Consider the following 25297-nt stretch of genomic DNA (forward strand, 5'->3'; position numbering starts at 1 on the left):
TGGGGGAGAGCGTCATTTCACGAATTGGTTGAGCTGGATGATCGGCATCAGCACCGCCAGCACGATCAGCATCACCACCGCGCCCATCGCCACGATCAGCAGCGGCTCAAGGATCGTTGCCAGATGCATCGCGCGGCGCTGCACGTCGGCGCCCAGCTGGTTGGCCGCGCGCTGCAGCATCTGCGGCAGTTGGCCGGTCTGTTCGCCGAGCCGCGCGAACATCGGCACGATGCCGGGAAAGCGCTTTTTCTGCGCCAGCGCCGAGGCCAGCGGCGCGCCTTCGCGCACCAGCACCAGGGCATCCAGCGCATCGGCGCGCATCGCGTGGTTGCCGAGCGTTTCGGCCGCAGCCTGTAGTGCACGCAGGATCGGAACGCCCGCCATGGCCAGCATCGCCAGCGTGCTGGCAAAGCGCGCCGCGTTGTAGCCGCGCGAGAGCTTGCCGACCAGCGGCAGCTTGAGCCAGGTGGCGTCGAATTTCAGGCGCAGGTCGGGCTGGGCCAGCGCGATGCGGGCGCCCACGCCGATCAGGACGAGTGCGATCAGCATCAGCCAGCCGTAGTCGCGCACGAAGCCGCTGATGGCCAGCATGGCCGAGGTCAAGACGGGCAGCGCACGCTTTGTGCCGGCGAACACATTGGCCACTTGCGGCACCACGTAGGTGACCAGGAAGATCACGATCGCGACGGCCACCAGCGTCACGATGGCTGGATAGAGCGCGGCGCCCACCAGCTTTTGTTGCAATGCCTGCCGCTGCTCCAGGTCGTCGGCCAGGCGTTCGAGCACCATGCCGAGGTTGCCGGTCTGCTCGCCGGCGCTGATCACGGACGAGTAGATCAACGAGAACTCGCGCGGATGGCGGGCCAATGCGCGCCCGAACGACGAACCCGCGTTCACCTCTGCTCGCAGCGACGCATTGAGGTTGCGCTCGGGTTCGGTTTCCGACTCTTCGGTCAATGCCGTCAGTGCACGTTCGAGCGTGAGCCCGGACGACACCAGCCCTGCGAGTTGCCGCGTCCACACGGCCAGGCCGCTGGCGCGGAAAACCCGGGCACCGCCGAACCAGCGTTGCCAGCCGGCGGGGCCGGGCGAACCGGCGCCCTGGCTGGCGACAGACGTGACCTCGATCGGAATCAGCTTCTGCGCGCGAAGGAGCCCACGGGCAGCGCGCGCGGTGTCGGCCTCCAGGACGCCCTTGCGGGAGTGTCCCTCTGGGTCTATGGCTTCGAAGGAATAGGCGGGCATGGTTGTAATCGGCAAAATGCGCGAAGCCGCATTGTCGATGCTCGGCAAGCCCCAACGCTTGCGCAATGCGCCCTGAAACCGCGACTCAAGGAGTATTTGCCATGTTGCTTCGTGTCATCGCCGGCGCAGCCATGCTCGGTGCACTCTCGCTGGCGGCGCACGCCCAGGAGATGTTCGACGGATACCTCTGTTGCAATTTGAGAACCGACGGCAGTTGGATGAGCGATTCCAACTATGCAGAAAGCGGCAAGCGCATCGTCCCCGTCGGCACGCCGATCCGCGTGTCGGGCTATGGGCGCCAGCGGGTGCTGGTGGATGTCAACGGCGGCAAGCAGGCCATCGGCAACGACTACAGCCGCGACCTTGACCTGGTCACTTTTGCGAAGCGCTGGGTAGTCGCTGAAGATCCGTCCCGCAAGATCGCCGGCTATCCGCCGAAAATCCGTGAAGCGATCAAGTCGGCACGCATCACCAAGGGCATGACGCGCGAGCAGGTGGCGATGGCCGTGGGCTATCCGATCAGCAGCGAAAACCCGAATCTCGACGTGCCGGTCTGGCGCATGTGGATCAGCAGCTTCGCCGGCTACACGGTGAACTTCGACAAGGCCGGCCGGGTCTCCAGCGTGGAGACCGACCCGCAGACCCGCGTCCTCGTCTACGTGGATTGACTTCGGCGCCTGGGGGGTCAGTCCCGGGTCACGCGCAGCAACTCGGCACGCGTGGTGATGCCGGCCTGGATCAGTCGCTCCCCGTCCTCCCGCATCGAGCGCAGCCCGCCGCGTTCGGCCGCGACGAACAACTGGCTTTCCGGCGCGCGGTTGTGGATCAGGGATTGCACGGTCTCGTCCGCCACCAGCAATTCGAAGATGCCGGTGCGGCCCTGGTAGCCGGTCTGGCCACAGGCGTCGCAGCCGGTGCCGCTGCATACCGGGCAAACCTTGCGCACCAGCCGCTGGGCCAGTACGCCAAGCAGCGATGAACTCAGCAGGAATGGCTCGACGCCCATGTCGGTGAGCCGCGTGACCGCGCTCACCGAATCGTTGGTGTGAAGCGTGGCCAGCACCAGGTGACCGGTGAGCGACGCCTGGATGGCGATCTGCGCCGTTTCGAAATCGCGGATCTCGCCGATCATGATCACGTCCGGGTCTTGCCGCAGGATCGCGCGCAAGGCCTTGGCAAATGTCAGATCGATCTTGGCATTGACCTGCGTCTGGCCCACGCCCGCCAGCTCGTATTCGATCGGGTCTTCCACCGTCATGATGTTGCTGTGCGCCGCGTCGAGCCGGCCCAGCGCGGCATAGAGCGTGGTCGTCTTGCCCGAGCCCGTTGGCCCGGTCACGAGGATGATGCCGTGCGGCTGGCCGATCAGGCTTTCGAAACGCGCCAGCGTGTCGCCCAGCATGCCCACCGCTTCGAGCGTGAGCTTGCTTTCGCTCTTGTCGAGCAGGCGCAGCACCGCGCGTTCGCCGTGCGCCGAAGGCAGCGTCGACACCCGCACGTCGACCGCGCGCGTGCCGATGCGCAGGCTGATGCGCCCGTCCTGCGGCAGACGCTTCTCGGCAATGTCGAGGTCGGCCATGATCTTCAGCCGCGAGATCAGCGCCGCATGCAGCGCGCGATTCGGCTGCACCACTTCGCGCAGCGTACCGTCGATGCGGAAGCGCACCGATGACGTGCGCTCGTAGGGCTCGATGTGGATGTCGCTGGCACCGTCGCGCGCGGCCTGCGTCAGCAGCGCGTTCAGCATGCGGATGATGGGCGCGTCGCCGGCGTTTTCCAGCAGGTCTTCCACGGCCGGAAGCTCCTGCATCATGCGTGTCAGGTCGGCGTCGCCCTGCACCTCGCTGACCACCGAGGCCGCGCTGGATTCGCCCTGCGCATAGGCCGCGCTGATGCGCTGCGCCAGTTCCAACGGTGCCAGCGGCTCGAAGGTCGTGACCGCGTATTTGCGCAGCACCTCGCCGAGCGCGCTGCGCGGCGGGTTCTGCGGCATCCACAGCGTCGCGCTGCCGCCGTCATCGGCCTGCTCCAGCAAGAGTTGTTGGGTGCGGGCGAAGGCATAGGGCAAGGGATAGCGCACGGCGGCACCTCAGGGCAATTCGCGCGCCGTGGCCGGATCGGCCGTGGGTGGCAATGCGCCCCTGAGCGGGCCGCCGTCGAGACGCCTGCCGTTGTCGTAGGGCATCAGGGGTTGCGGCACGAGCCGCGTGCCTTCGATGCGGCGGTCAGGGGGGAGCTCGGGTGTCGGCGTCGTCGCACCTATGGGCGGCAAGATGGCCGACTGGCTCACAGAATCCAGTGGGAAGCTGCGTTCCGGCTGGTTGTTCTGTTGCAGCGATCGGATCGTGTTGTAGCGGTCGGCCGAAAAGGCGTCGACGGCGGCCCCGTCGCGCATGACGACGGGGCGCAGAAAGACCATCAGGTTGGTCTTGTTGCGGCTGCGCTTTTCACTCTTGAAAAGGCTGCCGAGGATGGGAATGTCGCCAGCCAGAGGAACTTTATCGGTGTTGGTCGAATAGTCGTCCTGCAGCATGCCGCCGAGCATCACGATGCTGCCGTCCTCGATCAGCACGTTGGATTCGATACTGCGCTTGTTGGTCGTAGGGCCATTCGGGGCGGCTTCCGTCCCGGGGGCAACGCTCGAGACTTCCTGGAAGACCGCGAGCTTGATCGTTCCGTTCTCGTTGATCGTCGGCCGTACGCGCATCGTCAGGCCCACGTCCTTGCGCTCGACGGTGGTGAACGGATTGACGGTCGACGTATTGCCGTTGGTGCTGGCGTACGAACCGGTGGGAAACGGCACGTTCTGGCCGACCACGATCTTCGCCTCCTCGTTGTCGAGCGTCAGCAGATTGGGCGTCGACAGCACATTCCCCGCCCCATCGCTCGCCAGGAAGCTTGCGATGAAGCCCAGTATGTATTGGCCGGCGGTCATGTGCGCTACGCCAAAATTGAGCCCCGCGCTCAGCGTGTTCAATGCGGCGGGTGTCTTGTTTGCGATGGCGGTGGTGAGTGCCAGGATATTGGCGCCCGCGAGGCTGGAGTTGGTCCCGATCACGCCGACGTTGGTGTCGCCCTTCTGGCCGAGCGCGCTTTGCCATTGCACGCCGAACTGGGCCGCCCGGGTTGCGTTGACCTCGACGATCAGGGCTTCGATCATCACCTGCGCGCGCCGGCCATCGAGCCGGTCGATCACTGCGCGCATTTGTCGGTATTGCGGTTCGGAGGCAGTGATGATCAGCGAGTTGGTGGCCGGGTCGGCCTGGATCTGGCCGCCCGTAGATGGCTGGTTGGCATTGTTCAGCGGCGAGGTGGCCGGCGTTGCGCCCTGCTGCGGGCTGGCGGCCGTGCTGGTGCCGGCATTGAGCGCGGCGGCGCCCGCGCCGGTGAGGCCGCCAGGACCCCCGCGCGCCTCGGTGGCGATGGCCGCGCGCAGCGTGACCGCCAGCTTCACCGCATCCGCATTCTTCAGGTAGACCACGTAGATGTTGCCGGCAGCGCCGTTGCCGCTGTCGATCGGCTCGCGGTCCAGCCGATCGACCAGCGTGCGCACCAATTGCGCGCGCGCCGGGTTGGCCGCGCGCAGGATCAGCGAATTGCTGCGCGGCTCCGCAATCAGGGCCGTGCGAAACGATGGGTCGGTCCCGCCAGGCGTGCCGACAGCGCCGGCCACGCCGCCAGCGGCGGTGGAGCCACCCTCGATCAGCCGCGTGACCAGCGGCGCCAGGTCGGTCGCGACCGAGTGCTTGAGCGGAATCACCTCGATGTCGGATGCGTTCGGAACGTCCAGTGCCGCGATGATGCGGGCGATCCGCCGCATGTTGTCGGCATAGTCGGTGATCACCAGCGAGTTGTTGCCGGCATTCACGTTGATCGTGTTGTTCGGCGGGATCAAGGGCCGCAGCACCGGCAGCAGGTTGTTCGGCGATTCGTAGTTGAGGCGAAACACCTGCGTGATGATCGCGCTTCCACCGGCGCGGGCCGTGGCACCGGTCGACGTGGTCACATTGGTCGACAGCAGCTTGGCGTCCGCCTCCGGCACCACCTTGTAGAGGCCCTCGGTCTCGACCACCGCGAAACCCTGCAGCCGCAGTGCGGCGGCGAACTGGTTGAACGCGGTCGCGGGCGCAATGGCGCGATCGGTCTGCAGCGTGATGGTGCCCTTCACACGCGGGTCGACCACCACGTCGCGTCCGGTCACGACGGCCATCGTGCGGGCCACCGATTCGATTTCGGCATTGGTGAAGTTCAGCGTGATCGGCTCGCCGCGGCGGGGTGCGTCGGGGTTCTGCGGCGATGGCTGCGCGAACGCGGTCGGTATGCAGCCAGCGAACAGCAGGTGCGCCGCGAGTGCGACGATGCCGATGCGAGCGCCGTGTCGGAGCGGATGCTTCATGGTTGGATCAACCCAGTGTAATGAGCGAGCGTGCGCCGTCGCGCCGCCCGATGATGTTCAGGAGATTCGAGAGTGCGTCTTCGCGTCCGGGCGCGGCTCGGGCCTCGCCGTCGAAACGCAACGCGCTTCCGTTCCAGCGGCCGCTGCCGCTCAGTTGCAGGCTGCCTTCCTTCGTGGCGAGCAGCAGGGTGGGCTGCGCGCCGCCTTCCATCGTGAGGCGGTAGCTGCCCATCGGCTTGAGCGTCGACAGGCTCGATGAAATATCGGTGGCGTTGAGCGTGGCGCGTCCGGACAGCGCGAGTTGCCGACCAGTCCAGCGCATCGAGAAGGCTTGCGTCGAGATGTCGAGCATGCCCTCGGGCTTGAGCGTATTCCACGGCGCGCCGAAGCCGGTCAGCATCGCGGCAGGCCAGCGTGACTGTCCGTCCTGCCATTCGAGTTCCAGGCCGGCCGCATGCGGCAGCGCGTTGAATTCAAGTGGCTTGGACGCGCAGCAGGGCACCGCGAGTGCGGCCCGCACGCCATTCCACAAGGGACGCAGCCGCCAGTCGAGCGTGCCCGGCAGCGACACCGGCTGGGCGCCGCCCTGGCCGCTGGCGAGTACCACGCCGGCGGTGCCGTTCCACACGGTGCCGCGCGGGTTCACCAGCAGCAACCGGCCATTGGTGGCTTCGCGCAGCGCTTGCGCCAGCCAGCGCGCCGGCGCAAACACAGCCAGCGCCGCCAGTCCGCCGAGCAGCGCGCCGAGCACTGCCCAGCGCCAGCCGGAGGCCGGGCGTGCAGGGAGGGCATTGGCGCGGGCGATCATCGGCAGCATCAGCGGGCCGCGGCCGGCAGGGTCATGACCAGCGTGCCATCCCAGCGCGGGCGGCCCTCGTCAGGCGCGCCGCCGGCTGCCGACGTGGCGCCCGCCGCAGGCTTGGCGCCAGGCAGCAGCGCAGCGCCAGGCATCATCGGCAGGGCGGGCGTCACCAATGCCGCAGGAGCGCCTGTGCCGGCGGCACGCGTCAGGTGCGCCTCGCGCGGCACGGCGCGCGCGTTGCTGCGCGCCTGCGCCAGCCACTGAGCGAGCGCATCTGCCGGGGCGGCGCGCATCATCACGTTGGCGGCGTCGCCGGCGTTGGAGATCTGGGCGCTCGCGCCAAGCGACTGGCGCACCGAATTTTCCAGCGCCCGCAGCGACTCGTCACGGTTGGCGCGCGGCTGTGCCTGCAACGCCTTGGCCTGCGCCTGGAGTGTGCTCATTTGCTGCAATTGGGCGTCCAGGCGCGCGTGCTCTTCGCGTGCGGCCGACAGCGTGCGCAGCGCCGGTGCCAGCGCAATCCACCATACGAATGCCAGCAGCACCAAAGTCGCGGCGCCCGTCACCAGTTGGCGTTCGCGTGGCGCCATCTCGGCCCAGCGCGCTCGAATGACTTCGCGGAACGTCATTTCCCGGCCTCCGCCTGTACCAGTAGAAAGTCGCCCTCGCCGCGCACCGTGTAGGCGCGCGCAGCCATCGTGCTCGTCAAAGAGGCGATTTCCGTGGCCGAAAGGTTGAGCCCGCGCAGCCGCAACTGGCCGGCGCTGTAGTCGAGCGCGGTCGGCACCCGGCCGGGCGGCAGGCTCGCGCCGAGGACGGCCAGCATCGGTTCGAGGTCGAGCGCGGCCACGCCGCCCGTCGATTGCTGCAGCGCGGCCACTTCGCGCGCCATCTGCAACGGCGCATCGACCACCAGTTTCACCGAGGGAAAGGTCTGCGTCAGCATGGTGTTGATGGTGCTGCGCTTGCTGTCGAGTGCGTTGCGTTCCTTCCAGGCCCAGGCATTGAGGCCGACCAGTTGCGCCAGCACCAGCACCACGGCTCCCCAGCGCGCGGCGCGCCATTGCGGTGCATGGCGCAGTGCCTGCAGCCATGCGCTGAACTTCTTGCCGGCGCGTGCGCGGCCGCTGCTGGCCAGGTCGAACTGCGCCAGATCCCAGGGCGCACGCGCCGCCTGCAGCCATCGCTCGGCCTGCTGGGCGATCGGCAGGCGCTGGCCCAGCAACGCTTCAGCCTGGGCCGCGACGGCGGGCTCCGCGCTGGCCACCGCAGTGTCGAGCGGGGCGCTGCCGATCAGCGCCAGGCTGGCGGCGTTCAGCGGGAGCGTTGCCACGCCGCTGGCATCGCACACGGTGAGTTGTGCGGAATCGGATTCGCCGGTGACGAACAGCATCGCCGGCGCGTCTGTTGGCTGGGGTGCGAACTCGGGGACGATGCGGGTCACGCGTCGCCCGGCGGATTCGAGCGCCTGCACCGCCGCGCGCAGGGCAATGCGCTGGCTGGCCGCGACCCAAACCGTTGCGCCGGGCTTGGCACCCGGTTCCAGCGCAAAGTGCAAAGACTCGGGCTCGTCCAGCAAGCGCTCTTCGAGCAGGCCGTCGAGCACGGAGCGCAAGCGCGCCGCCCCGCCCAGGTTGCCCGGCGGCAGGCTCACGGCGTGCCACGACAGCGCCGTGCCCGGCATCAGCAGGGTGACTTCGCTGCTGGCGGGCAGCAGGGCGAGCGGCGCACTGCCGTGGGATAGCAGCGTCCGCCCGTCGTCGGCCGCCAGCGCCCAGCCGTGTTCGGCGGCGCCCTGGAGGCGCGACAGCGGTGGACAAACGATCAGTTCAGGCATGGGCGATCTGGAAAAGGGTGGTCATTGTAGAAGGCGCACTGCCTGCCGCTACTCTTTTGATAGCGCCTGTCGTAAGCAGGGCGGGCGCTCACTAACAAATTCAGGGAGTGGTGGCGCGCAATGTCGCGCCGGCGCCACGCTCGCGCCACAGCACTGTAAGGAGGATGCCGTCCCGCTTGAGCAGCGAATGTTCTTCGACGAAGGTGTTGTCGAGGCGTAGCTTGCCTTCCACTTCGAAGTAGCGGGTGCTGATGCTGTGGCGTTGTCCGTTGAACGCGTCGGCCTGGTCGCGAAGGCCATCGTTGGCATCCGAGACCTGGCTGAAAAACCTGAGCGTACGCCGTGCCACCAACTGCCTGGCGGCGGCCAGGTCCAGCCCGGGCACGCTGGCATAGATGGCCTCGGCGCTGGCGGTGTTGATATTGAGCGGCGTGCTGACCGGTAGCACCGTGACGTAGGGCGCCAGCGTGGCCACCGTCTGTGGCGACAGGCCGAACCAGACCAGTTGCGCCGTGCGCACCGGCATCAGTGGCGCATTGGGAGCTTGCGAGTTGTCGCTGTCCGTTCCTGCTGTGGTCGCGGGGGGCGTTGCCGGCGTCGCGGCCACCGCGGCCGGCGCATTTACCGCGGTCCCGGCCGGAGCGGGCGTGGCGGGCGTGGGGGGTGCGGTGGTTGGCGTCGAGATGCCGGCCATCGCGCGCTGCACGCCGTTGGCGAGCAGTGCTACGTCGCTGGCCGGCAAGCCGAGCAGGGCGAACAGCTTGGTGAAGGCTGCAACCGAAGAAGGATCCGGCTTGTTGCCGACCACCAGGTTCATGACGTTGAGCTTCGATTGCGCATCCACGATGCTGCCCGAAAGCAGGGCATCCGGCAGCCCTTCGAGCGACTGGCTGGCCACGTTCTTCTCGGCCGACAGGAAGCTCGACAGCCGCGCCTCCTCGAGCGGCACGGCCCAGGGCTCGGCCAGGTGGTCGGGTCCGCCGGTGCGGCCATCTTCTCGCAGGATCAGGCGTGCCCAGTCGAGCGCACCGACCAGTATCCAGGCCGACTGCACGCGCCCACGCTCGGCCGCCTCCACCTCGACCGCGCGCCACTGCTGCCACAGCGCTGCGGTGGCGAAGGTGGCCACCAGCGTCACGGTCAGCATCGCGGCCAGTAGCGCCGCGCCGGCCTGGCGTGCCGACGGTGCGGATCGCGGGGAAGGACGACTCGGTTTCATGTCTTCGGAATGATGGCGTTCGGCCGGACCCAGTCGCGCGACAGCAGGCCGGTCAGCGCCGGTCCGGGCGGCAGGTTCAGCACCAGCCTCACGCCGTCCGGCAATGCGTTGGCGCTGGCAAGGACATCGGCGCCCACGGCCGGGCTCCATATGTTGTTGCGAAAGTAGTAAAGCTGCCAGCTGTCGACCGGCATCAACGTGACTTCGGCGCCGAGCACGTCGTCCGCAGCGCCGTCGCCTTGCGCCCAGCCCGCGGCGCGCGTCCAGGCTGCCTGCCATTCGTCGCGCCGCGTCAGCGCGGCCGATTGCCAGCGGCTCCAGTGCGCACCGTCAGCGCCGGTGCGCAGCGTCCACGCCACCACGTAGACGACCGGGCGCAAGTCGTCGGCGCCCCGACGCGTGATGCGCAGCAGGCGGCCGTCCCAATCGATGGTGCGGGTTCCGGCCAGCGTGGTCATCGCATCGAGGTCGGCGCTCCATTGCGAGAGTGTGGTCTGCAGCGTCAGCACCGCATCGCCGCGTGCGCGGTTGTGCTCCTGCGCGCGCGCCATGCCCTCGATGCCGCGCCAGCTCATCAGGGCCAGCATCGCCATGACGACGATCGCCACCATGACCTCGATCAGCGTGAAGCCGCGTTGCCGTTGCATGGTCAGTAGCGGCCGACGATGGTCGACACGCGCAATACCGGCGCGTCCTCGGCGTCGCGCACCTGCACGTCGACGCGGCGGAAGTTGGGGTTCAGCGTGGCCGTGGCCGTCACGCCGACGTTGAAGTTGTTGCCGGCCTGCGTGCATACCGATGCGCTCTCGCCCACCGCCGGCATGGCGCGTGCAAGCCGCGCCTTGGCCAATTCGTTCTCTGCGCAGATCTGCGCGAGCATCACATCGGACTGCCGCTGCGCATTGCGGGTCAGCGCGCCGGTGGCCTGCGAGCCCGCCATGAGCGCGATTGCGACAATGCCCAGCGCGACCAGCACCTCGATCAGCGTGAATCCGCGAACGTCGGGGCGGATCATTGGAAAACCCGTGTTGCGCTCATCGGGCAGTTTCAGTGCTGCGCACTGCGGTGCGAGCGCCTTCGGGCGGCAGGTGGCGTTCACGGCGTGACCACGGCGAAAGGACGCAACCCGTCGGTGGCGATTCGAAGACTGCGCGCAGGAGGGCCTTCGGCCGTCAACACGACCTGTTGCGCCGCGATGATCGGATCGGGCCCGAGCAGCAGCACGTTGCTGGTACGTCCGTCGGCGGTCGATGGTTGCGCGCTGATGCCTTCCCCGAGCCACGTCCCCGGCAGGGTATCGGCTGGAAGACCATCGAACACGAAGCCTTCGGGAGTGACGCGCCAGCGCACCGTGGCGCCGCTGGCGCGCGACTGGGCGCGTGCCGCGTCAAGCAGCACGGCAAGGCGTTCGGCCTCGCGTTCGAGCGCGGATTGCCCGCTGTCGCGCATCGCAAAGCCGAGGCCGGCCGTGGCGATCGCGATGATGGTGATGACCACTATCAACTCGAGCAGCGTGAAGCCGCTCGCGCGGCGGAAGCTACCGATGCAGCGGCAAGGGCTACTGCCAGCTGCCGATGTCGGCATTGTTGCCTTCCCCGCCCGGCTGGCCGTCGGCCCCGAACGAGAACACGTCGATCTCGCCCTTGATGCCTGGGTTCAGGTACTGGTAGGGCTTGCCCCAGGGGTCGTTGGGAAGCTTGTCGATGTTCGGTTTCCAGTTGGGGGCCGCGGGGCCGGTGGTGGGTTGCACCACCAGCGCTTGCAGGCCTTGTTCGGCGGTTGGATAGCGCTGGTTGTCGAGCCGGTAGCGCTTGAGCGCCTGCATCAGGTTGGCGATGTCGGTCCGGGCGCTCTGCACGCGGGCTTCGTCGACGCGGCCGATGACGTTCGGCACGATCAGCGCGGCCAGCACGCCGATGATGACCAGCACCACCATCAGCTCGATCAGTGTGAAGCCGCGTTGCAGGGAGGCACGCATTGGGCGGGGCGAGAGTGTCATGGAAAGTCAGGCTTGGTTCGTGCGGCGCTGCATGATAATCCGCCGACATGTCGGCCCCGTCCACTCTCCAAGCCCCCTTTGCAACTTCTTTACGTTGGCCAGTCGCCATTGCCACGTTGCTCGTGTGGGCGTTGGCTGCGGCGAGCGTCGTGTTCTGGGGCCTGCGGCTCACCGCCCCCGCCGATGCAACAGCACCGCCCGCAGTGACGAATGCGCCGGTGGCGGTCGATCCGGCCGCGGTCGGACGGTTCCTGGGTGCCGTCGATGCGCCCTCGGCTGCTGCGGCTGCGCCCGACGCGGCGAGCCGGTTCGTGTTGCAAGGTGTCATCGCGGACACCGACGGCCAGGGCGCCGCGCTGATCGCCGTCGACGGCAAGCCGGCGCGCCCGTTCCGCGTGGGCGCCAGCATTGGTGACAGCTATGTGCTGCAGTCTGTCGGCACGCGCGCCGCAACCTTGGGTTCCGGCGCGCGCGGGCCGGTCGCTTTCACGCTGAAGCTGCCGGAGCGACCGATGGCCATCCCCGGTCCTCCCGGCCCCGTCCGCGCGCCCTGAGCCTGGTTCAGGCCTTCAGGAACAACTGGTAGGCCGGGTTCGCTGTCTCTTCGACGTACGGATAGCCAAGCGTCCGCAGAAAGCCGTCGAAAGCCGCATGGTCGGCCGTCGGCACCTGCACGCCGACCAGGATGCGGCCGTAGTCGGCGCCCTGGTTGCGGTAGTGGAACAGGCTGATGTTCCAGTTCGGCCGCAACAGGTTCAGGAACTTCAGCAGCGCGCCCGGCCGCTCCGGAAACACGAAGCGCAGCAACCGCTCGTCATGCGCCAGGCCGGTACGCCCACCCACCATATGGCGGATGTGTTCCTTGGCCAACTCGTCGTGCGTCAGGTCGAGCGCCCCGAAACCGTGTTCGACGAAGGTGTTGGCGATCGTCGTGGACTCGCCGCGCGTCGAAGTCGTGAGACCCACGAAGACGTGGGCTTCGGCCGCGTCGCTGATGCGGTAGTTGAACTCGGTCACGTTGCGCGATGCGCCTGGCAATTCGCCGACCAGTTCACAGAAGCGGCGGAAGCTGCCGCGCTCCTCGGGAATCGTCACGGCAAACAGCGCCTCGCGCTCCTCGCCGACTTCGGCGCGTTCGGCGACGAAGCGAAGCCGGTCGAAGTTCATGTTGGCGCCGCAGAGGATCGCCGCATAGGTTTCGCCCCGCGTGCCGTGTTGCTCGACGTACTGCTTGATCGCGGCCACGGCAAGCGCACCGGCCGGCTCGACGATGCTGCGGGTGTCGACGAAGATGTCCTTGATGCCGGCGCACACCGCATCGGTGTCGACGGTGATGAACTCGTCGACCAGCTCGCGCGCGATGCGGAAGGTTTCCTCGCCGACCAGCTTGACGGCGGTGCCGTCGGAGAACAGGCCCACATCGGGCAGCGTGACCCGTTCCTTCGCGCTCACCGACTGCATCATGGCGTCGGAGTCGTTCATCTGCACGCCGATCACCTTGATCTCGGGGCGCACCGCCTTGATGTAGTTGGCCACGCCGGAGATCAATCCCCCGCCGCCGATGGCGACGAAGACCGCGTCGAGCCGGCCCTGGTGCTGCCGCAGGATTTCCATGGCAATCGTGCCCTGGCCGGCAATCACGTCGGGGTCATCGAAAGGGTGCACGAAGGTCAGGCCTTGCGCAGCCTGCAGTTCGAGCGCGTGGCCGTAGGCGTCGGAATAGCTTTCGCCGAAGAGGGCGACCTCGCCACCCAGTGCACGCACCGCGTCGACCTTGAGTTGTGGCGTGGTCACTGGCATCACGATCACGGCGCGCGTGCCGAGCGTGCGCGCGCTCAGGGCGACGCCCTGCGCATGGTTGCCGGCCGAGGCACAGATCACGCCCTTGCCCAACTGTTCGGCGCTCAGGTGGGCCATCTTGTTGTACGCACCGCGCAGCTTGAAGCTGAACACCGCCTGCTGGTCCTCTCGCTTGAGCAGCACCGTGTTGCCAAGTCGTATGCCCAGCGCGCGCGCGGGTTCCAGTGCGGACTCGACCGCCACGTCATAGACGCGGGCGGTGAGGATTTTCTTGAGATAGTCGGCGGGAGTGAGCGGGCTGGGCATAGGGCCGCGATCATAGGGCCCGGCGGCCGCCGGTCGCCGACAAGAAAAAAGCCCCGAGCCTTGCGACTCGGGGCTAAATCCACCAATTGGGAGGGTGGAGGAGACAACCGGTGCACAACCTTTAGTTGCGCGATGAAATAAAGTATATCGACAGTTTGTTGCGACGCAACACGCAATAGTGTTTTTTCCCCACACAACCGGCGATCGCGTGACTTTTCGCGCGATCGCTCACATGACGGAGTCGGCAAATCGATGGAATGCACAGTGAGTTGGACCGGCGCGGCCGGAACCCGGTCGCCAATGGGCTTTGTCGCGGAGACCGGCAGCGGCCATGTACTGACCATGGACGGTGCACCGGACGAGGCCAAACCCGAAAACGGCGGCCTTAACCAGGCGCCGCGGCCCATGGAGACCGTCTTGGCCGGAACCGGCGGCTGCACGGCTTATGACGTGGTGCTGATCCTCAAGCGCGGCCGGCACAAGGTCGACCGCTGCAGCGTCAAGCTCACCAGCGAGCGGGCCGAAAAAGACCCGAAGGTCTTCACGAAGATCCATATGCACTTCACCGTGGCCGGCAAGGCCATCCCGGAGGCAGCCGTCGCACGCGCCATCGCGCTGAGCCACGACACCTACTGCTCCGCCACGATCATGCTCGGCAAGACCGCCGAAATCACAACCAGCTTCGAACTGATCGAAAGCTGACCGCCAGATCAGATGCGGTGCGCGACGGTCGTCATGACCCGGCCGGCAAACCGCATCGCTGCGCGAGCCGGCGCCGGCAACCCGCGCGCGCCTGCGCTGTGTGCCTGCGCTGCATGGCGCGCTTCGTCGTCCTTCATCTGTGCCACGACTGCAAGCGATGCGGTGTCGGCGGCGGGAATGCGGCCCAGGTGGCTCTCGAGATGCGCCTCGACCTGGCGCTCCGTTTCGGCGACGAACCCCAGGCTCAAGGCATCGCCGAGCCGCCCGGCCACCAGGCCGAATCCAAATGCGCCGGCATACCAGAGCGGGTTCAGCAGCGAAGCCCTGGCGCCCAAATCGTCCATTCGCTGCTGAGTCCAGGCAAGGTGGTCGGTTTCCTCGTGCGCCGCCTCCAGCAACTGGTCGCGCAACGCGGGGTCGCGCGCCACGGCCGCCTGTGCGGTGTAGAGCGCCTGCGCACAGATCTCGCCGACATGATTGACGCGCATCAGCGCGCCGACCTCGCGGCGCTCGGCCTGCGTGAGTTGTCCGGGCGGGGTCGCGGGCGCCGGCGCCGGCCGCGTCGCGCGCGGTCGGGTGAACAAGGTGCGCAATGCCGCATCCGCAGCAGTCAGGAGAGGGTCGAGTGAGCGGGTCATGGCGCAATTGGAACGCAAGTGGAACGCAAGTTGCCAGGGGAGGAGGGCGATCCGCATCGTTTCACATCGTGAACTTGACGGCGCCCCCTCGCCTTTGTTGCACAGGTGCAACGAAACGCCGGACCCTTCCGCGATTTCGGCCGAATTCTTTTGCCCTGATGCGGCGCGTCTGGTGCAATAGCGACAACTTCCCAAAAGGAGGTTGGCCCGGGGTCCGGTGGGAGCACAGAAAAGTGCCCAGTCACGGTGAGCCCTCTGCACCGGAGCCCTATGTTTAACCTTGGAGAAACTTGCAATGAAAAAATCCCTAGTTGCTCTGGCTGCCCTGGCTGTTGCTGGTGTTGCCTCGGCTCAGTCGTCTGTCACGTTGTTCGGCGTGGTTGACGCGGCAGTCAGCTATTACCAAACGACCAGCAAATTCGTCGGTTTCAACGGCACCCCCGTACTCAACTTCATCGGCACCGGCGACCTGAAGCAGAGCCAATGGGCTCTGACCAACTCGGGCTACAACTCGAGCCGTGTCGGCTTCCGTGGTACGGAAGACCTCGGCGGCGGTCTGGCGGCAAGCTTCTGGCTCGAAGCAGGAACGGTCTCAAATGATGACGGTGTTGTCGGCCTCGCGAGTTTCGCGCGTCGTTCGACCGTGAGCCTGTCGGGTGGTTTCGGTGAACTGCGTCTCGGCCGTGACTACACGCCGACGTTCTGGAACGACACCGTGTTCGATCCGTTCGGCACCAATGGCGTTGGCAGCAACCTGATCTTCACGATGAACCAAGGTCCGCGCACGCTGGCCGTCGGCCCCGGCGGCGTGTCCGTCGACCGCGGCCTGTTCGGCAACGCCAATTACGTTCGCGCCAGCAACTCGGTCGGCTACTTCCTGCCGCCGAACCTGGGTGGTTTCTACGGCCAGGTGATGTACGCCTTCCCGGAAAAAGTCAAATACACCCCGGGCGCCACCACCCCGAACGTCCCGAACAGCCAGTACACCGGCCAGTACGTCGGTGGCCGCTTCGGTTACGCCAATGGCGGCCTGGACGTTGCTGCTTCCTACGGCGAAAGCACGACCGGCGACGACTACTACGCTGGGCAGAAGACCACGGTCGAGTCCATGAACCTCGGCGCGTCGTATGACTTCGGCGTTGTCAAGCTGTTCGGTGAACTCTCGCGCACCAAGAACAACATCGATTTCAGTTCCGCCCTCACGGCTCCGTTGTTTGGCACGGGTTCGTTCAAGGGCGATGGCTACCTGGTCGGCGCAACCGTGCCGGTCGGTCCTGGCCTGATCCGCGTGTCCTACTCGGCAGTCAAGCTGAACTACACCTCGACGCCGACGCTGCCTACGATTGCATTGGCCACGCTGACGCCCGACCCGAAGGCTGACAAGTTCGCCATTGGCTACGTGCACAACCTGTCGAAGCGTACGGCCCTGTATGCAACGGCAGCGTTCGTCAAGAACAAGAACGGCCTGAACCTGAACGCGAACAGCTCGTACCCAGGCGCCACCAGCCCGCAGTTCACGAACACGTTCCTGCTGACCCCGAACGGTGGCTACCAAGCTGACAAGGCTTACGGCTACGACTTCGGTATCCGTCACGCTTTCTGATCTGACGCTGGCTTCCGCCAGTTGAAGTTGAAAGACTCAAAAAGCCACTCGATGAAAGTCGAGTGGCTTTTTTCATGGTTAGTCCCCTCGCGGGCAGGTGCATAGCTCTGCTATCGTCCGTAACCAATAGTTTCTCGATGCTCGTTTTCGTACTGCGCCGTCTCATTCAAGCCGTGATCGTGATGGTCGCAGTGGCTTTCATTGCGTTCCTGCTGTTCCAGTACGTCGGCGACCCCGTGGTCTTCCTGCTGGGGCAGGACGCCAAGCCCGAGCAGATCCGGCAACTGCGGGTCGACTTGGGACTCGACCAACCCTTCTTCGTGCAGTTCTGGCACTTCCTCGTCAACGCGGCGCAGGGTGAATTCGGCTTGAGCCTGCGCCAGGGCGCAAAGGTGTCGCGGTTGATCGGCGAGCGGCTGCCGGCGACGCTGGAGTTGTCGGTGGTGGCGGCCGTGCTTGCGCTTGCCGTGGGCCTGCCCATGGGCGTGTATTCGGCTTTGCGGCGCGGGTCCGTGGGCAGCCAGACGGTGATGGCGCTGTCGCTGCTGGGCGTGTCGTTGCCGACCTTCCTGATCGGCATCCTGTTGATCCTGGTGTTCTCGGTCTGGCTCGGCTGGCTGCCGAGCTTTGGGCGTGGCGAGGTGGTCAAGCTCGGCTGGTGGAGCAGCGGCTTGTTCACGCGCGACGGCTGGAGTCATCTGGTGCTGCCGACCGTGACGCTGGCCATCTTCCAGCTCACGCTGATCATGCGCCTGGTTCGCGCCGAGATGCTCGAGGTACTGCGCACCGACTACATCAAGTTCGCGCGCGCACGTGGCTTGTCCGATCGCGCCATCCACTTCGGGCATGCGCTGCGCAACACGATGGTGCCCGTCATCACCATCACGGGCCTTCAACTGGGTTCGCTGATTGCGTTTGCAATCATCACCGAGAAGGTGTTCCAGTGGCCCGGCATGGGCCTGTTGTTCATCGAGGCCGTGACGTTCGCGGACATCCCGATCATGTCGGCCTACCTCTGCCTCATCGCGTTGATTTTCGTGACGATCAATCTCGCGGTCGACCTGCTGTACTTTGCAGTCGATCCGAGGCTGCGCGTTTCCACCACCGGAGGGCATTGATGGGTTCGCCACGTTGGCAAGTCGCAGGTCGGGCGTTTGCGCACATCGCGCGGTTTCATCCGGAGATCACGGCGTTCCGCCGCGACCTGCATGCGCATCCCGAGTTGGGGTTCGAAGAGGTCTACACCGCCGCGCGCGTTCAGGAATCGTTGCGGGCCTGTGGTGTCGACGAGATTCACACGGGCATCGGAAAGACCGGTGTGGTGGGGGTGATTCGCGGCCGTTCGACGGCCAGTCGCCGCATGATCGGCCTGCGCGCCGACATGGATGCACTGCCGATGTGCGAGGACAACGGCTTTGCCTGGCGTTCGGCGAAGAAGGGCTTGATGCATGGCTGCGGCCATGACGGACACACGGCCATGCTGGTCGGCGCGGCGCGCTATCTCGCGGAGACGCGCAACTTCGACGGTACGGCCATTCTCATCTTCCAGCCCGGCGAAGAAGGTTTTGCCGGGGCCCGCGTGATGATCGAAGACGGCTTGTTCGATCGCTTTCCGGTGCAGTCGGTCTTTGCGATGCACAACTGGCCCGGCATGCCGGCCGGCACGGTCGGCCTGAATAGCGGGGCGATGATGGCGGCCGCCGACCGCATCACCATCGAGGTCACCGGCCGGGGCGGCCATGGAGCGCACGCCTACCAGACGGTCGACCCGGTGCTGGTCTCGGCGCACATCATCACCGCGGTGCAAAGCATCGTCTCGCGCAATGTCCGGCCGATCGACGCGGCGGTGATCAGCATTTGTGCGGTGCAGGCCGGCGACCTCGGCGCGATGAGCGTGGTGCCCGGCAAGGCGACGCTGGTCGGCACGGTGCGCACGTTCTGCGACAAGGTGCAGCGGCAGGTCGAGCAGCGCCTGGCGGAGATGTGCGGCGCCGTCGCGTCGGGGTTCGGCGCCACCGCGGCGGTGCGCTTCGAGCGCATCTATCCCGCGACCATCAACACCGCCACGGAGGCGCTGTTTGCCGGCGACGTGGCACAGGGGCTGGTGGGTGCACGCCACGTCGAGCGCAACATGGAGCCGAGCATGGGCGCCGAGGACTTCTCGTTCATGCTGCAGAAGAAGCCGGGCGCGTATTTGCGCATCGGCCAGGGTATCAAGGACGGCGCCTACCTGCACAACAGCCGCTACGACTTCAACGACGAGATCCTGCCGCTCGGTGCCGCCATGCACGCGGGCCTGGTCGAGCAGGGCATGCCGCTGAAAGCCTCGGCCGCGCCCAAGGAAAACGCCAAGGCCGGCGTGATGCAATAGCCCGCATCATCGAGCTTGCCGCGCATCGGCCACGAGCTTGCACGGCGTTCCACGCGAGTACCTGTTTCAAACCCCATGAGGAGTCTCTTTACATGAGTTTCAAGTCCAAAGTGCTGACGGCCACTGTCCTGGCGACGCTGGGCGCGACGAGTCTGCTGGCCAATGCACAGACGATCCGCATCGCCAACCAGGGCGATGCGCTCTCGCTCGACCCGCATTCGCTGAACGAGTCGCTGCAACTCAGCACCGATGCCAACGTGTACGAAACGCTGGTCGGGCGAAACAAGGACTTGAGCGTGGCGCCGCTGCTGGCCACGAGCTGGAAGCAGAGCACGCCCACCGTCTGGACTTTCGAACTGCGCAAGAACGTCAAGTTCCACGACGGCACGCCGTTCACTGCCGACGATGTGCTCTTCAGCTTTGCGCGTGCGGCCGGCGACGGCTCGGACGTGAAGACCAACACCTCCGACATCAAGGAAGTGCGCAAGGTCAACGACTTCGTCATCGAGATCGAGACCAAGGGCCCGTTCCCGATCCTGCCGGACGTGATCACGCAATTGATGATCATGAGCAAGAAGTGGTGCGAGGAGAACAAGGCGACGATGCCGGTGGACCGCCGCAAGGGCATCGAGAACACGGCCTCCTTCAAGGCCAATGGCACCGGGCCGTTCCGCGTGCGCGAGCGCCAGCCGAACGTGCGCACGGTGTTCACGCGCAACCCGACCTACTGGGGCAAGATCGAAGGCAATGTGCAGGAAGTGATCTTCACGCCGATCTCCAACCCGGCGACCCGCGTGGCAGCGCTGCTGTCGGGCGAGATCGACGTGATGGAGCCGGTGCCGGTCCAGGACATCGAGCGCATCAACAAGAGCCCGAATGCGCGCGTGATCACCGGCCCTGAGCTGCGCACCATGTTCCTCGGCATGGACCAGAAGCGCGACGAGTTGCTGTATTCCAGCGTGAAGGGCAAGAACCCATTCAAGGACAAGCGCGTGCGCCAGGCGTTCTACCAGGCAATCGACATCGTGGGCATCCAGAAGACCGTGATGCGCGGCGCGTCGCGCCCGACGGGGCTGATGGTGGGTCCCGGCATCAATGGCTGGACGGAGGGGCAGGACAAGCGCTTGCCGTATGACGTCGAAGCCGCGAAGAAGCTGCTGGCCGAAGCGGGCTACCCGAACGGCTTCGAAGTGACGATGAACTGCCCGAACGACCGCTACGTAAACGACAGCCAGATCTGCCAGAGCGTCGCGGCCAACCTGGCGAAGATCGGCGTGAAGATCAACCTGGCCGCAGAGACCAAGGGCACCTACTTCCCGAAGGTGCTGCGTCGCGACACCAGCTTCTACATGCTCGGGTGGACACCGACCACTTATGACTCGCACAACGCGCTGAGCGCGTTGATGGCCTGCCCCGACGACAAGACCGGCACGGGGCAGTTCAACCTGGGTGCGTATTGCAATCCGAAGGTGGACGAGTTGACCAAGAAGATCCAGTCGGAGACCGACAAGGCCAAGCGTGACGCGATGATCAAGGAAGCCTTCACCCTGCACGCGGACGATGTCGGCCACTTGCCGCTGCATCAGCAGACGCTGGCATGGGGCGTCAGCAAGAAGGTGGAGTTGACGCAGATGGCCGACAACTACATGCCGTTCAAGTGGATGACCGTGAAATAGGCTCGCCCCCAGGCTCCGCGATACTTCGTGTCGCTCCTCCTACCCCCTGCCGGGGGCGACACCAGCGGCCCGGCAGAGCCGGTTCCGCGGTGTCTCCGGGATTGGGCTGTGACGGTCTTGAGCGGTGGACGGGCGCAATCCTTGCAGTGAGTGGCCCTTACCTACGATGAAAAAAATTCTGTTCCGCTGGTTCGACGGCGACGTGGGCTACAGCTTTCGGCATTCGCCGATGGCGATTGCCGCGGCTGTGGTCGCGTTCATCTGCATCTTCTGCGCAGTGTTTGCGGGCTGGGTTGCGCCGCATGATCCGAACGACCTTGCCACGCTCGAACTTGGCGATGCGAGGTTGCCGCCGGTCTGGATGGAAGAGGGCACGCGCAAGTACCTGCTGGGCACGGATGAGCAAGGTCGCGACATCTTGTCGGCGTTGATGTATGGCTCGCGCGTGTCGCTGGTGGTCGGCTTCGTGTCGGTGTTGCTCTCGATGCTGATCGGCGTCACGCTCGGGTTGCTCGCCGGCTTTCGCGGCGGATGGCTGGATGCGTTCCTGATGCGGCTTTGCGATGTCGTGCTTTCCTTCCCCGCCATCCTGGTGGCGCTGTTGATTGCGGGTGTCGGTCGGGCGCTGTTTCCGAATGCGCCCAACACGGTGGCTTTCGGCGTGCTGATCCTGGCGATCTCGCTGACGAAATGGGTCGACTACGCGCGCACGGTGCGCGGCTCGACGCTGGTCGAGCGGAACAAGGAATACGTGCAGGCGGCGCGCGTCACCGGCGTCTCGCCGCTGCGCATCATGCGCAAGCACGTGTTGCCCAATGTGCTGGGGCCGGTGTTCGTGATCGGGACGGTGCAGGTCGCGACCGCCATCATCACCGAGGCCACGCTGTCCTTCCTGGGCGTTGGCGTGCCGCCCACTTCGCCTTCACTGGGCACGCTGATCAGCAACGGCAACCAGTTCCTGTTCAGCGGCGAATGGTGGGGCGTCGTGTTCCCCGGCATCATGCTGGTGCTGATCGCGCTGAGCGTGAACCTGCTGGGCGACTGGCTGCGCGACGCGCTGAATCCGAGGCTTGGATGAAGACCGCTCATCCGCTCCTGCAAGTCCAGAACCTGGTCGTCGAGTTTCCGGGCCGGCGCGGCACGCTGCGGGCGCTGGACGACATTTCCTTTTCGATTGCGCCCGGAGAAATCCTTGGCGTGGTGGGCGAGTCGGGTGCGGGCAAATCGCTCACCGGCGCGGCGATCATCGGCCTGCTCGAGCCGCCGGGCCGCATCGCGGGCGGGCAGATCCTGCTGCAGGGCGAGCGCATCGACCAGCTCGACCATGCGCGCATGCGCCACATTCGCGGCCGGCGCATCGGCGCCATCTTCCAGGATCCGCTGACCTCGCTGAACCCGCTCTACACAATCGGGCGGCAGCTCACCGAGACCATCCGGACCCACTTGCCGGTGACCGAGGCCGAGGCCCGCAGGCGCGCGATCGGCCTGCTCGAAGACACCGGAATTCCGGGCGCGGCGCAACGCATCGACCACTACCCGCACCAGTTCTCCGGCGGCATGCGGCAACGTGTGGTGATTGCGCTCGCGCTCGCGGCCGAACCCATGCTGATCGTGGCGGACGAGCCGACCACGGCGCTCGACGTGTCGATCCAGGCGCAGATCATCACGCTGCTCAAGCGCCTGTGCCATGAGCGCGGCGCGGCCGTCATGCTGATCACGCACGACATGGGCGTGATTGCCGAGACCTGTGATCGGGTGGCGGTGCTGTACGCGGGGCGTGTCGCGGAGATCGGCCCGGTGCATGAGGTGATCCATGCGCCGGCGCATCCCTACACCGGCGGGCTGATGGCGGCGATTCCCGACATGACGATCGAGCGCGAGCGACTGAACCAGATCGACGGTGCGATGCCGCGCCTGAATGCCATTCCCGCAGGATGCGCCTACAACCCGCGTTGCCCTCGCGCATTCGACCGTTGCGCGCGCGAGCGGCCTGATCTCATCGACGCAGGTGCGACGCGGGCGGCTTGCTGGCTGCATGACGCGACACAGGGCGCTGGAGCCGTGGCATGAGCGCCGCCCGGCCGCCCGAAGGCGCTCGTACCGCAGTGCGAAGCACGGAGGTTGTCCAATGCGCAGCGGATGTCTTTCAGGAATCGCCAAACGAGGTGCCGGCTGACGACGCCTCGCCGCTCGTCGTCGCCCACGACATCGCCAGGACTTTCGATGTTTCCGCACCGTGGCTCAACCGCGTGATCGAGCGTCAGCCGCGGCTGCTGCTGCACGCGGTCGATGGCGTGAGCTTCACCATTCCACGCGGGCAGACGCTGGCGCTGGTCGGTGAATCCGGCTGTGGCAAGAGCACGGTGGCGCGCTTGCTGGTGGGGCTCTACAACCCGAGCCGGGGCCATGTCCGGTTTGCCGGCAAGGATGTGCACGCGACCTTTGCGTCGGCGCAGGGCCGGGCGTTGCGCCAGCACATCCAGATGATTTTCCAGGATCCGTACGCGAGCCTGAATCCGCGCTGGAAGGTCGAGGGCATCGTCGGCGAGCCGCTGGTCGAGCATGGCCTGGTGGTGGAGAAGGGCGCGCTGCGCGATCGCGTGGGCGAGTTGCTGCGATCGGTGGGACTGAGCCCGCACGACATGGCGAAGTACCCGCACCAGTTCTCGGGCGGGCAGCGCCAGCGCATCTCGATCGCGCGTGCGCTGGCCACTGCGCCGGAGTTCCTGGTGTGCGACGAGCCGACGTCCGCGCTCGACGTGAGCGTGCAGGCGCAGGTGCTCAACATCATGAAGGACCTGCAGCGCGAGCGCGGCCTGACCTACCTCTTCATCTCGCACAACCTCGCGGTGGTGCGCCATGTGAGTGACCAGGTCGGCGTGATGTACCTGGGCCGCCTGGTTGAAATTGCCGACAAGCGCACCCTGTTCGCGACACCGCGGCATCCGTACACGCGCATGTTGCTCGACGCGATCCCGCAGCTGCACGCGACCGGCCGCGCCCGCACGCCGGTGCAGGGCGAGGTGCCGAACCCGCTGTCACCGCCGACCGGCTGTGCCTTCCATCCGCGCTGTCCGCATGCGAATGCGCGGTGCTCGGCGGAGCGGCCGAAGCTGCAGTCCTTCGAGGGAATCCAGGTCGCTTGCCACGCGGTGGAAGAAAACCGGATCTGAGCGTTGTGCGACGGGGCTGGAGCGCGCTATTGCTCTTCGCCCCAGGCAAACCCATCGCGCGCAATCATCGCGCTCGAGGCACTCGGCCCCCACGTGCCCGCAGCATACGGCCGTGGCCCGCCGTCGGTGCCCCAGCTGTCGATCAGCGGTTCGACCCAGCGCCAGGCTTCTTCCTGCTCGTCGCTGCGCACGAACAGGTTGAGCCGGCCATCGATCACGTCGAGCAGCAGGCGTTCGTAGGCACCCACGCGTTCGGTGCCGAAGCGCATGTCGAAGTCGAGGTCGAGTTGAACCGGGGCCAGCGGCATCATGCCCGCGCGCACGCCGGCCTTGGTGTTGACGCGCTGGTCCTGCGGCTGGGCCAGCAGGTGCAGTTCGAGGCCGTCCTTCGGCTGCAGGTTGATGACCAGCTTGTTCGCCGCGCCCGTCGGCGTGCGGAAGATCGCATGCGGCGTGGAACGGAAGTTGATCTCGATGCGGGCGTCGCGGGAGGCGAGCCGCTTGCCGGTGCGGATATAGATTGGCACGCCGGCCCATCGCCAGTTCTCGATCTCGGTGCGCAGCGCGACGAAGGTCTCGGTGCGGGTTTGGGGATCGACGCCGGGCTCGTCCTTGTAGCCGGGCACGCGCTCGCCGTACGCGGTGCCCGCCGTGTATTGGCCGCGCACGGCATGCAGGCCCAGCGCTTCCGGCGTCCAGCGCCTCAAGGATCGCAGCACCTTCAGCTTTTCATCGCGGATCGCGTCGGCGTGCGCGTTGATCGGCGGTTCCATTGCGATCGCGCAGACCAGTTGCAAGGCGTGGTTCTGCACCATGTCGCGCAATGCGCCGGTCTGGTCGTAGAAGGCACCGCGCTTCTCGACGCCGAGGTCTTCGGCGATCGTGATCTGGATGTTGGCGATGTGTTCGCGGCGCCAGATCGGCTCGAACAGCGCATTGCCGAAGCGCAGCGCGAAAAGGTTTTGCACCGAAGGCTTGCCGAGGTAGTGGTCGATGCGAAAGACCTGTCTCTCGTGCAGCACCTTGCCGACCGCTTCATTGATGGCGCGATTGGATGCGAGGTCATGGCCAAGCGGCTTTTCGAGCACCACGCGTGTCTTCGGGCCATTGAGGCCGGCGACGGCGATCTGCTCGACGGTCTGCGTGAAAAGTGCCGGTGCCGTTGCAACGTACATGATGATGCTGTCGGCGTTGCGCGCGTTCAGCATGTCGGCAAGGCGGGCATAGTCGGCCGGCTTCGACAGGTCGAGCCGCAGGAAGTAAAGCATCGAGGCGAAGGCCTTGAACTCTTCTTCGGTCGGGCGCTTGGCGCCTTCGACCGCCTTGAAGCGGGACTGGATCAGCTCGCGGTATTGGTCGTCCGACAAGTCGTCGCGCGCGACGCCGATGATGCGGCCGTTGGCGGGCAGGCTGCCATGGCGGAAGGCCTGGAAGAGCGCGGGCATCAGCTTGCGCCATGCGAGGTCGCCAGTGCCGCCAAACAGAACGAGATCGAAACTCATGGAAGTTATCCGTGTGATGGGGAAGCGG

Annotated in this window: 24 protein-coding genes; 10 read left to right on the forward strand and 14 right to left on the reverse strand. The window is 66.3% G+C overall.

What is annotated here, in order from left to right; genetic code table 11:
* Positions 1-12 precede the first annotated feature (12 nt).
* Entirely contained in the window at positions 13-1245 is a 1233-nt protein-coding gene (gene gspF / locus WKW80_RS01030) for a type II secretion system inner membrane protein GspF (protein WP_340361670.1), read from the reverse strand.
* A gap of 101 nt (positions 1246-1346) precedes the next feature.
* On the opposite strand from gspF, the gene WKW80_RS01035 reads away from it, so the two are divergent.
* Entirely contained in the window at positions 1347-1913 is a 567-nt protein-coding gene (locus WKW80_RS01035) for a hypothetical protein (protein WP_340361671.1), read from the forward strand.
* A gap of 17 nt (positions 1914-1930) precedes the next feature.
* On the opposite strand, the gene WKW80_RS01040 is transcribed toward WKW80_RS01035, so the two are convergent.
* The 10 genes from WKW80_RS01040 to gspG form a co-directional block, all read right to left on the reverse strand.
* On the reverse strand, positions 1931-3325 hold the full coding sequence (locus WKW80_RS01040; protein WP_340361672.1) for a GspE/PulE family protein: 1395 nt from the start codon (positions 3323-3325) through the stop codon (positions 1931-1933).
* Between the two features lie 9 nt (positions 3326-3334).
* Positions 3335-5641 (reverse strand): type II secretion system secretin GspD, encoded by a 2307-nt coding sequence (gene gspD / locus WKW80_RS01045; protein ID WP_340361673.1) that lies wholly within the window; start codon positions 5639-5641, stop codon positions 3335-3337.
* 7 nt (positions 5642-5648) lie between these two features.
* Entirely contained in the window at positions 5649-6449 is an 801-nt protein-coding gene (gspN, locus tag WKW80_RS01050) for a type II secretion system protein N (RefSeq protein WP_340362177.1), read from the reverse strand.
* A gap of 8 nt (positions 6450-6457) precedes the next feature.
* Complete coding sequence (gene gspM, locus WKW80_RS01055; RefSeq protein WP_340361674.1) at positions 6458-7072, reverse strand: type II secretion system protein GspM; 615 nt, start codon at positions 7070-7072, stop codon at positions 6458-6460.
* On the reverse strand, positions 7069-8280 hold the full coding sequence (gene gspL / locus WKW80_RS01060; protein ID WP_340361675.1) for a type II secretion system protein GspL: 1212 nt from the start codon (positions 8278-8280) through the stop codon (positions 7069-7071). The genes gspM and gspL overlap by 4 nt, the downstream gene beginning before the upstream one ends.
* A gap of 100 nt (positions 8281-8380) precedes the next feature.
* The gene (gene gspK, locus WKW80_RS01065; protein WP_340361676.1) at positions 8381-9499 is read right to left on the reverse strand and encodes a type II secretion system minor pseudopilin GspK; all 1119 of its coding nucleotides are present in this window, start codon (positions 9497-9499) and stop codon (positions 8381-8383) included.
* Positions 9496-10146, reverse strand: coding sequence for a PulJ/GspJ family protein (locus WKW80_RS01070; RefSeq protein ID WP_340361677.1), 651 nt, complete (start codon positions 10144-10146; stop codon positions 9496-9498). The genes gspK and WKW80_RS01070 overlap by 4 nt, the downstream gene beginning before the upstream one ends.
* Positions 10147-10148: 2 nt before the next feature.
* Positions 10149-10514: a type II secretion system minor pseudopilin GspI gene (gspI, locus tag WKW80_RS01075; RefSeq protein ID WP_340362178.1), complete on the reverse strand. Its 366-nt coding sequence runs from the start codon at positions 10512-10514 to the stop codon at positions 10149-10151.
* 80 nt (positions 10515-10594) lie between these two features.
* Positions 10595-11083 (reverse strand): prepilin-type N-terminal cleavage/methylation domain-containing protein, encoded by a 489-nt coding sequence (locus tag WKW80_RS01080; protein WP_340361678.1) that lies wholly within the window; start codon positions 11081-11083, stop codon positions 10595-10597.
* Positions 11058-11498 (reverse strand): type II secretion system major pseudopilin GspG, encoded by a 441-nt coding sequence (gene gspG, locus WKW80_RS01085; protein ID WP_340361679.1) that lies wholly within the window; start codon positions 11496-11498, stop codon positions 11058-11060. Before gspG ends, WKW80_RS01080 begins: the two co-directional genes overlap by 26 nt.
* A 47-nt stretch (positions 11499-11545) precedes the next feature.
* Between gspG and WKW80_RS01090 the strand changes: the two genes are divergently transcribed.
* Complete coding sequence (locus WKW80_RS01090) at positions 11546-12052, forward strand: type II secretion system protein N (RefSeq protein WP_340361680.1); 507 nt, start codon at positions 11546-11548, stop codon at positions 12050-12052.
* A gap of 7 nt (positions 12053-12059) precedes the next feature.
* On the opposite strand, the gene ilvA is transcribed toward WKW80_RS01090, so the two are convergent.
* Positions 12060-13604 (reverse strand): threonine ammonia-lyase, biosynthetic, encoded by a 1545-nt coding sequence (ilvA, locus tag WKW80_RS01095; RefSeq protein ID WP_340361681.1) that lies wholly within the window; start codon positions 13602-13604, stop codon positions 12060-12062.
* 252 nt (positions 13605-13856) lie between these two features.
* Here ilvA and WKW80_RS01100 point away from each other — a divergent pair, with 252 nt between their 5' ends.
* Positions 13857-14306 (forward strand): OsmC family protein, encoded by a 450-nt coding sequence (locus WKW80_RS01100; RefSeq protein ID WP_340361682.1) that lies wholly within the window; start codon positions 13857-13859, stop codon positions 14304-14306.
* 8 nt (positions 14307-14314) lie between these two features.
* Here WKW80_RS01100 and coq7 read toward each other — a convergent pair whose 3' ends face one another.
* Positions 14315-14944 carry a 2-polyprenyl-3-methyl-6-methoxy-1,4-benzoquinone monooxygenase gene (coq7, locus tag WKW80_RS01105; protein ID WP_340361683.1) on the reverse strand — a complete coding sequence of 210 codons (630 nt, stop codon included), beginning with the start codon at positions 14942-14944 and terminating at the stop codon, positions 14315-14317.
* A gap of 295 nt (positions 14945-15239) precedes the next feature.
* Here coq7 and WKW80_RS01110 point away from each other — a divergent pair, with 295 nt between their 5' ends.
* From WKW80_RS01110 to WKW80_RS01140, 7 genes are all read left to right on the forward strand, one after another.
* Entirely contained in the window at positions 15240-16547 is a 1308-nt protein-coding gene (locus tag WKW80_RS01110) for a porin (protein ID WP_340361684.1), read from the forward strand.
* 137 nt (positions 16548-16684) lie between these two features.
* Positions 16685-17665, forward strand: coding sequence for an ABC transporter permease (locus tag WKW80_RS01115; protein WP_340361685.1), 981 nt, complete (start codon positions 16685-16687; stop codon positions 17663-17665).
* Complete coding sequence (locus WKW80_RS01120; protein ID WP_340361686.1) at positions 17665-18918, forward strand: M20 aminoacylase family protein; 1254 nt, start codon at positions 17665-17667, stop codon at positions 18916-18918. The genes WKW80_RS01115 and WKW80_RS01120 overlap by 1 nt, the downstream gene beginning before the upstream one ends.
* A gap of 92 nt (positions 18919-19010) precedes the next feature.
* Entirely contained in the window at positions 19011-20594 is a 1584-nt protein-coding gene (locus tag WKW80_RS01125; RefSeq protein ID WP_340361687.1) for an ABC transporter substrate-binding protein, read from the forward strand.
* A 166-nt stretch (positions 20595-20760) separates the two neighbouring features.
* A complete protein-coding gene (locus tag WKW80_RS01130; RefSeq protein ID WP_340361688.1) occupies positions 20761-21672 on the forward strand; it encodes an ABC transporter permease in 912 nt (303 codons plus the stop codon).
* A complete protein-coding gene (locus WKW80_RS01135) occupies positions 21669-22664 on the forward strand; it encodes an ABC transporter ATP-binding protein (RefSeq protein WP_340361689.1) in 996 nt (331 codons plus the stop codon). The genes WKW80_RS01130 and WKW80_RS01135 overlap by 4 nt, the downstream gene beginning before the upstream one ends.
* Positions 22661-23767, forward strand: coding sequence for an ABC transporter ATP-binding protein (locus WKW80_RS01140; RefSeq protein WP_340361690.1), 1107 nt, complete (start codon positions 22661-22663; stop codon positions 23765-23767). The genes WKW80_RS01135 and WKW80_RS01140 overlap by 4 nt, the downstream gene beginning before the upstream one ends.
* 26 nt (positions 23768-23793) lie before the next feature.
* Here the strand turns inward: WKW80_RS01140 and zwf are convergent, their stop codons facing one another.
* Positions 23794-25269 (reverse strand): glucose-6-phosphate dehydrogenase, encoded by a 1476-nt coding sequence (gene zwf, locus WKW80_RS01145; protein WP_340361691.1) that lies wholly within the window; start codon positions 25267-25269, stop codon positions 23794-23796.
* Between the last annotated feature and the right edge of the window lie 28 nt (positions 25270-25297).

The sequence above is a fragment of the Variovorax humicola genome, from assembly GCF_037889915.1.
GTDB lineage: Bacteria > Pseudomonadota > Gammaproteobacteria > Burkholderiales > Burkholderiaceae_C > Variovorax > Variovorax humicola.

What these genes read in the sequence shown, in the direction of transcription:
- gspF (WP_340361670.1), bottom strand. Translation starts at nt 1,245, where the DNA reads ATGCCCGCCTATTCCTTCGAAGCCATAGACCCAGAGGGACACTCCCGC.
- WKW80_RS01035 (WP_340361671.1), top strand. Translation starts at nt 1,347, where the DNA reads ATGTTGCTTCGTGTCATCGCCGGCGCAGCCATGCTCGGTGCACTCTCG.
- gspD (WP_340361673.1), bottom strand. Translation starts at nt 5,641, where the DNA reads ATGAAGCATCCGCTCCGACACGGCGCTCGCATCGGCATCGTCGCACTC.
- gspN (WP_340362177.1), bottom strand. Translation starts at nt 6,449, where the DNA reads ATGATCGCCCGCGCCAATGCCCTCCCTGCACGCCCGGCCTCCGGCTGG.
- gspM (WP_340361674.1), bottom strand. Translation starts at nt 7,072, where the DNA reads ATGACGTTCCGCGAAGTCATTCGAGCGCGCTGGGCCGAGATGGCGCCA.
- gspL (WP_340361675.1), bottom strand. Translation starts at nt 8,280, where the DNA reads ATGCCTGAACTGATCGTTTGTCCACCGCTGTCGCGCCTCCAGGGCGCC.
- gspK (WP_340361676.1), bottom strand. Translation starts at nt 9,499, where the DNA reads ATGAAACCGAGTCGTCCTTCCCCGCGATCCGCACCGTCGGCACGCCAG.
- WKW80_RS01070 (WP_340361677.1), bottom strand. Translation starts at nt 10,146, where the DNA reads ATGCAACGGCAACGCGGCTTCACGCTGATCGAGGTCATGGTGGCGATC.
- gspI (WP_340362178.1), bottom strand. Translation starts at nt 10,514, where the DNA reads ATGATCCGCCCCGACGTTCGCGGATTCACGCTGATCGAGGTGCTGGTC.
- WKW80_RS01080 (WP_340361678.1), bottom strand. Translation starts at nt 11,083, where the DNA reads ATGCCGACATCGGCAGCTGGCAGTAGCCCTTGCCGCTGCATCGGTAGC.
- gspG (WP_340361679.1), bottom strand. Translation starts at nt 11,498, where the DNA reads ATGACACTCTCGCCCCGCCCAATGCGTGCCTCCCTGCAACGCGGCTTC.
- WKW80_RS01090 (WP_340361680.1), top strand. Translation starts at nt 11,546, where the DNA reads ATGTCGGCCCCGTCCACTCTCCAAGCCCCCTTTGCAACTTCTTTACGT.
- ilvA (WP_340361681.1), bottom strand. Translation starts at nt 13,604, where the DNA reads ATGCCCAGCCCGCTCACTCCCGCCGACTATCTCAAGAAAATCCTCACC.
- WKW80_RS01100 (WP_340361682.1), top strand. Translation starts at nt 13,857, where the DNA reads ATGGAATGCACAGTGAGTTGGACCGGCGCGGCCGGAACCCGGTCGCCA.
- coq7 (WP_340361683.1), bottom strand. Translation starts at nt 14,944, where the DNA reads ATGACCCGCTCACTCGACCCTCTCCTGACTGCTGCGGATGCGGCATTG.
- WKW80_RS01110 (WP_340361684.1), top strand. Translation starts at nt 15,240, where the DNA reads ATGAAAAAATCCCTAGTTGCTCTGGCTGCCCTGGCTGTTGCTGGTGTT.
- WKW80_RS01115 (WP_340361685.1), top strand. Translation starts at nt 16,685, where the DNA reads ATGCTCGTTTTCGTACTGCGCCGTCTCATTCAAGCCGTGATCGTGATG.
- WKW80_RS01120 (WP_340361686.1), top strand. Translation starts at nt 17,665, where the DNA reads ATGGGTTCGCCACGTTGGCAAGTCGCAGGTCGGGCGTTTGCGCACATC.
- WKW80_RS01125 (WP_340361687.1), top strand. Translation starts at nt 19,011, where the DNA reads ATGAGTTTCAAGTCCAAAGTGCTGACGGCCACTGTCCTGGCGACGCTG.
- WKW80_RS01130 (WP_340361688.1), top strand. Translation starts at nt 20,761, where the DNA reads ATGAAAAAAATTCTGTTCCGCTGGTTCGACGGCGACGTGGGCTACAGC.
- WKW80_RS01135 (WP_340361689.1), top strand. Translation starts at nt 21,669, where the DNA reads ATGAAGACCGCTCATCCGCTCCTGCAAGTCCAGAACCTGGTCGTCGAG.
- WKW80_RS01140 (WP_340361690.1), top strand. Translation starts at nt 22,661, where the DNA reads ATGAGCGCCGCCCGGCCGCCCGAAGGCGCTCGTACCGCAGTGCGAAGC.
- zwf (WP_340361691.1), bottom strand. Translation starts at nt 25,269, where the DNA reads ATGAGTTTCGATCTCGTTCTGTTTGGCGGCACTGGCGACCTCGCATGG.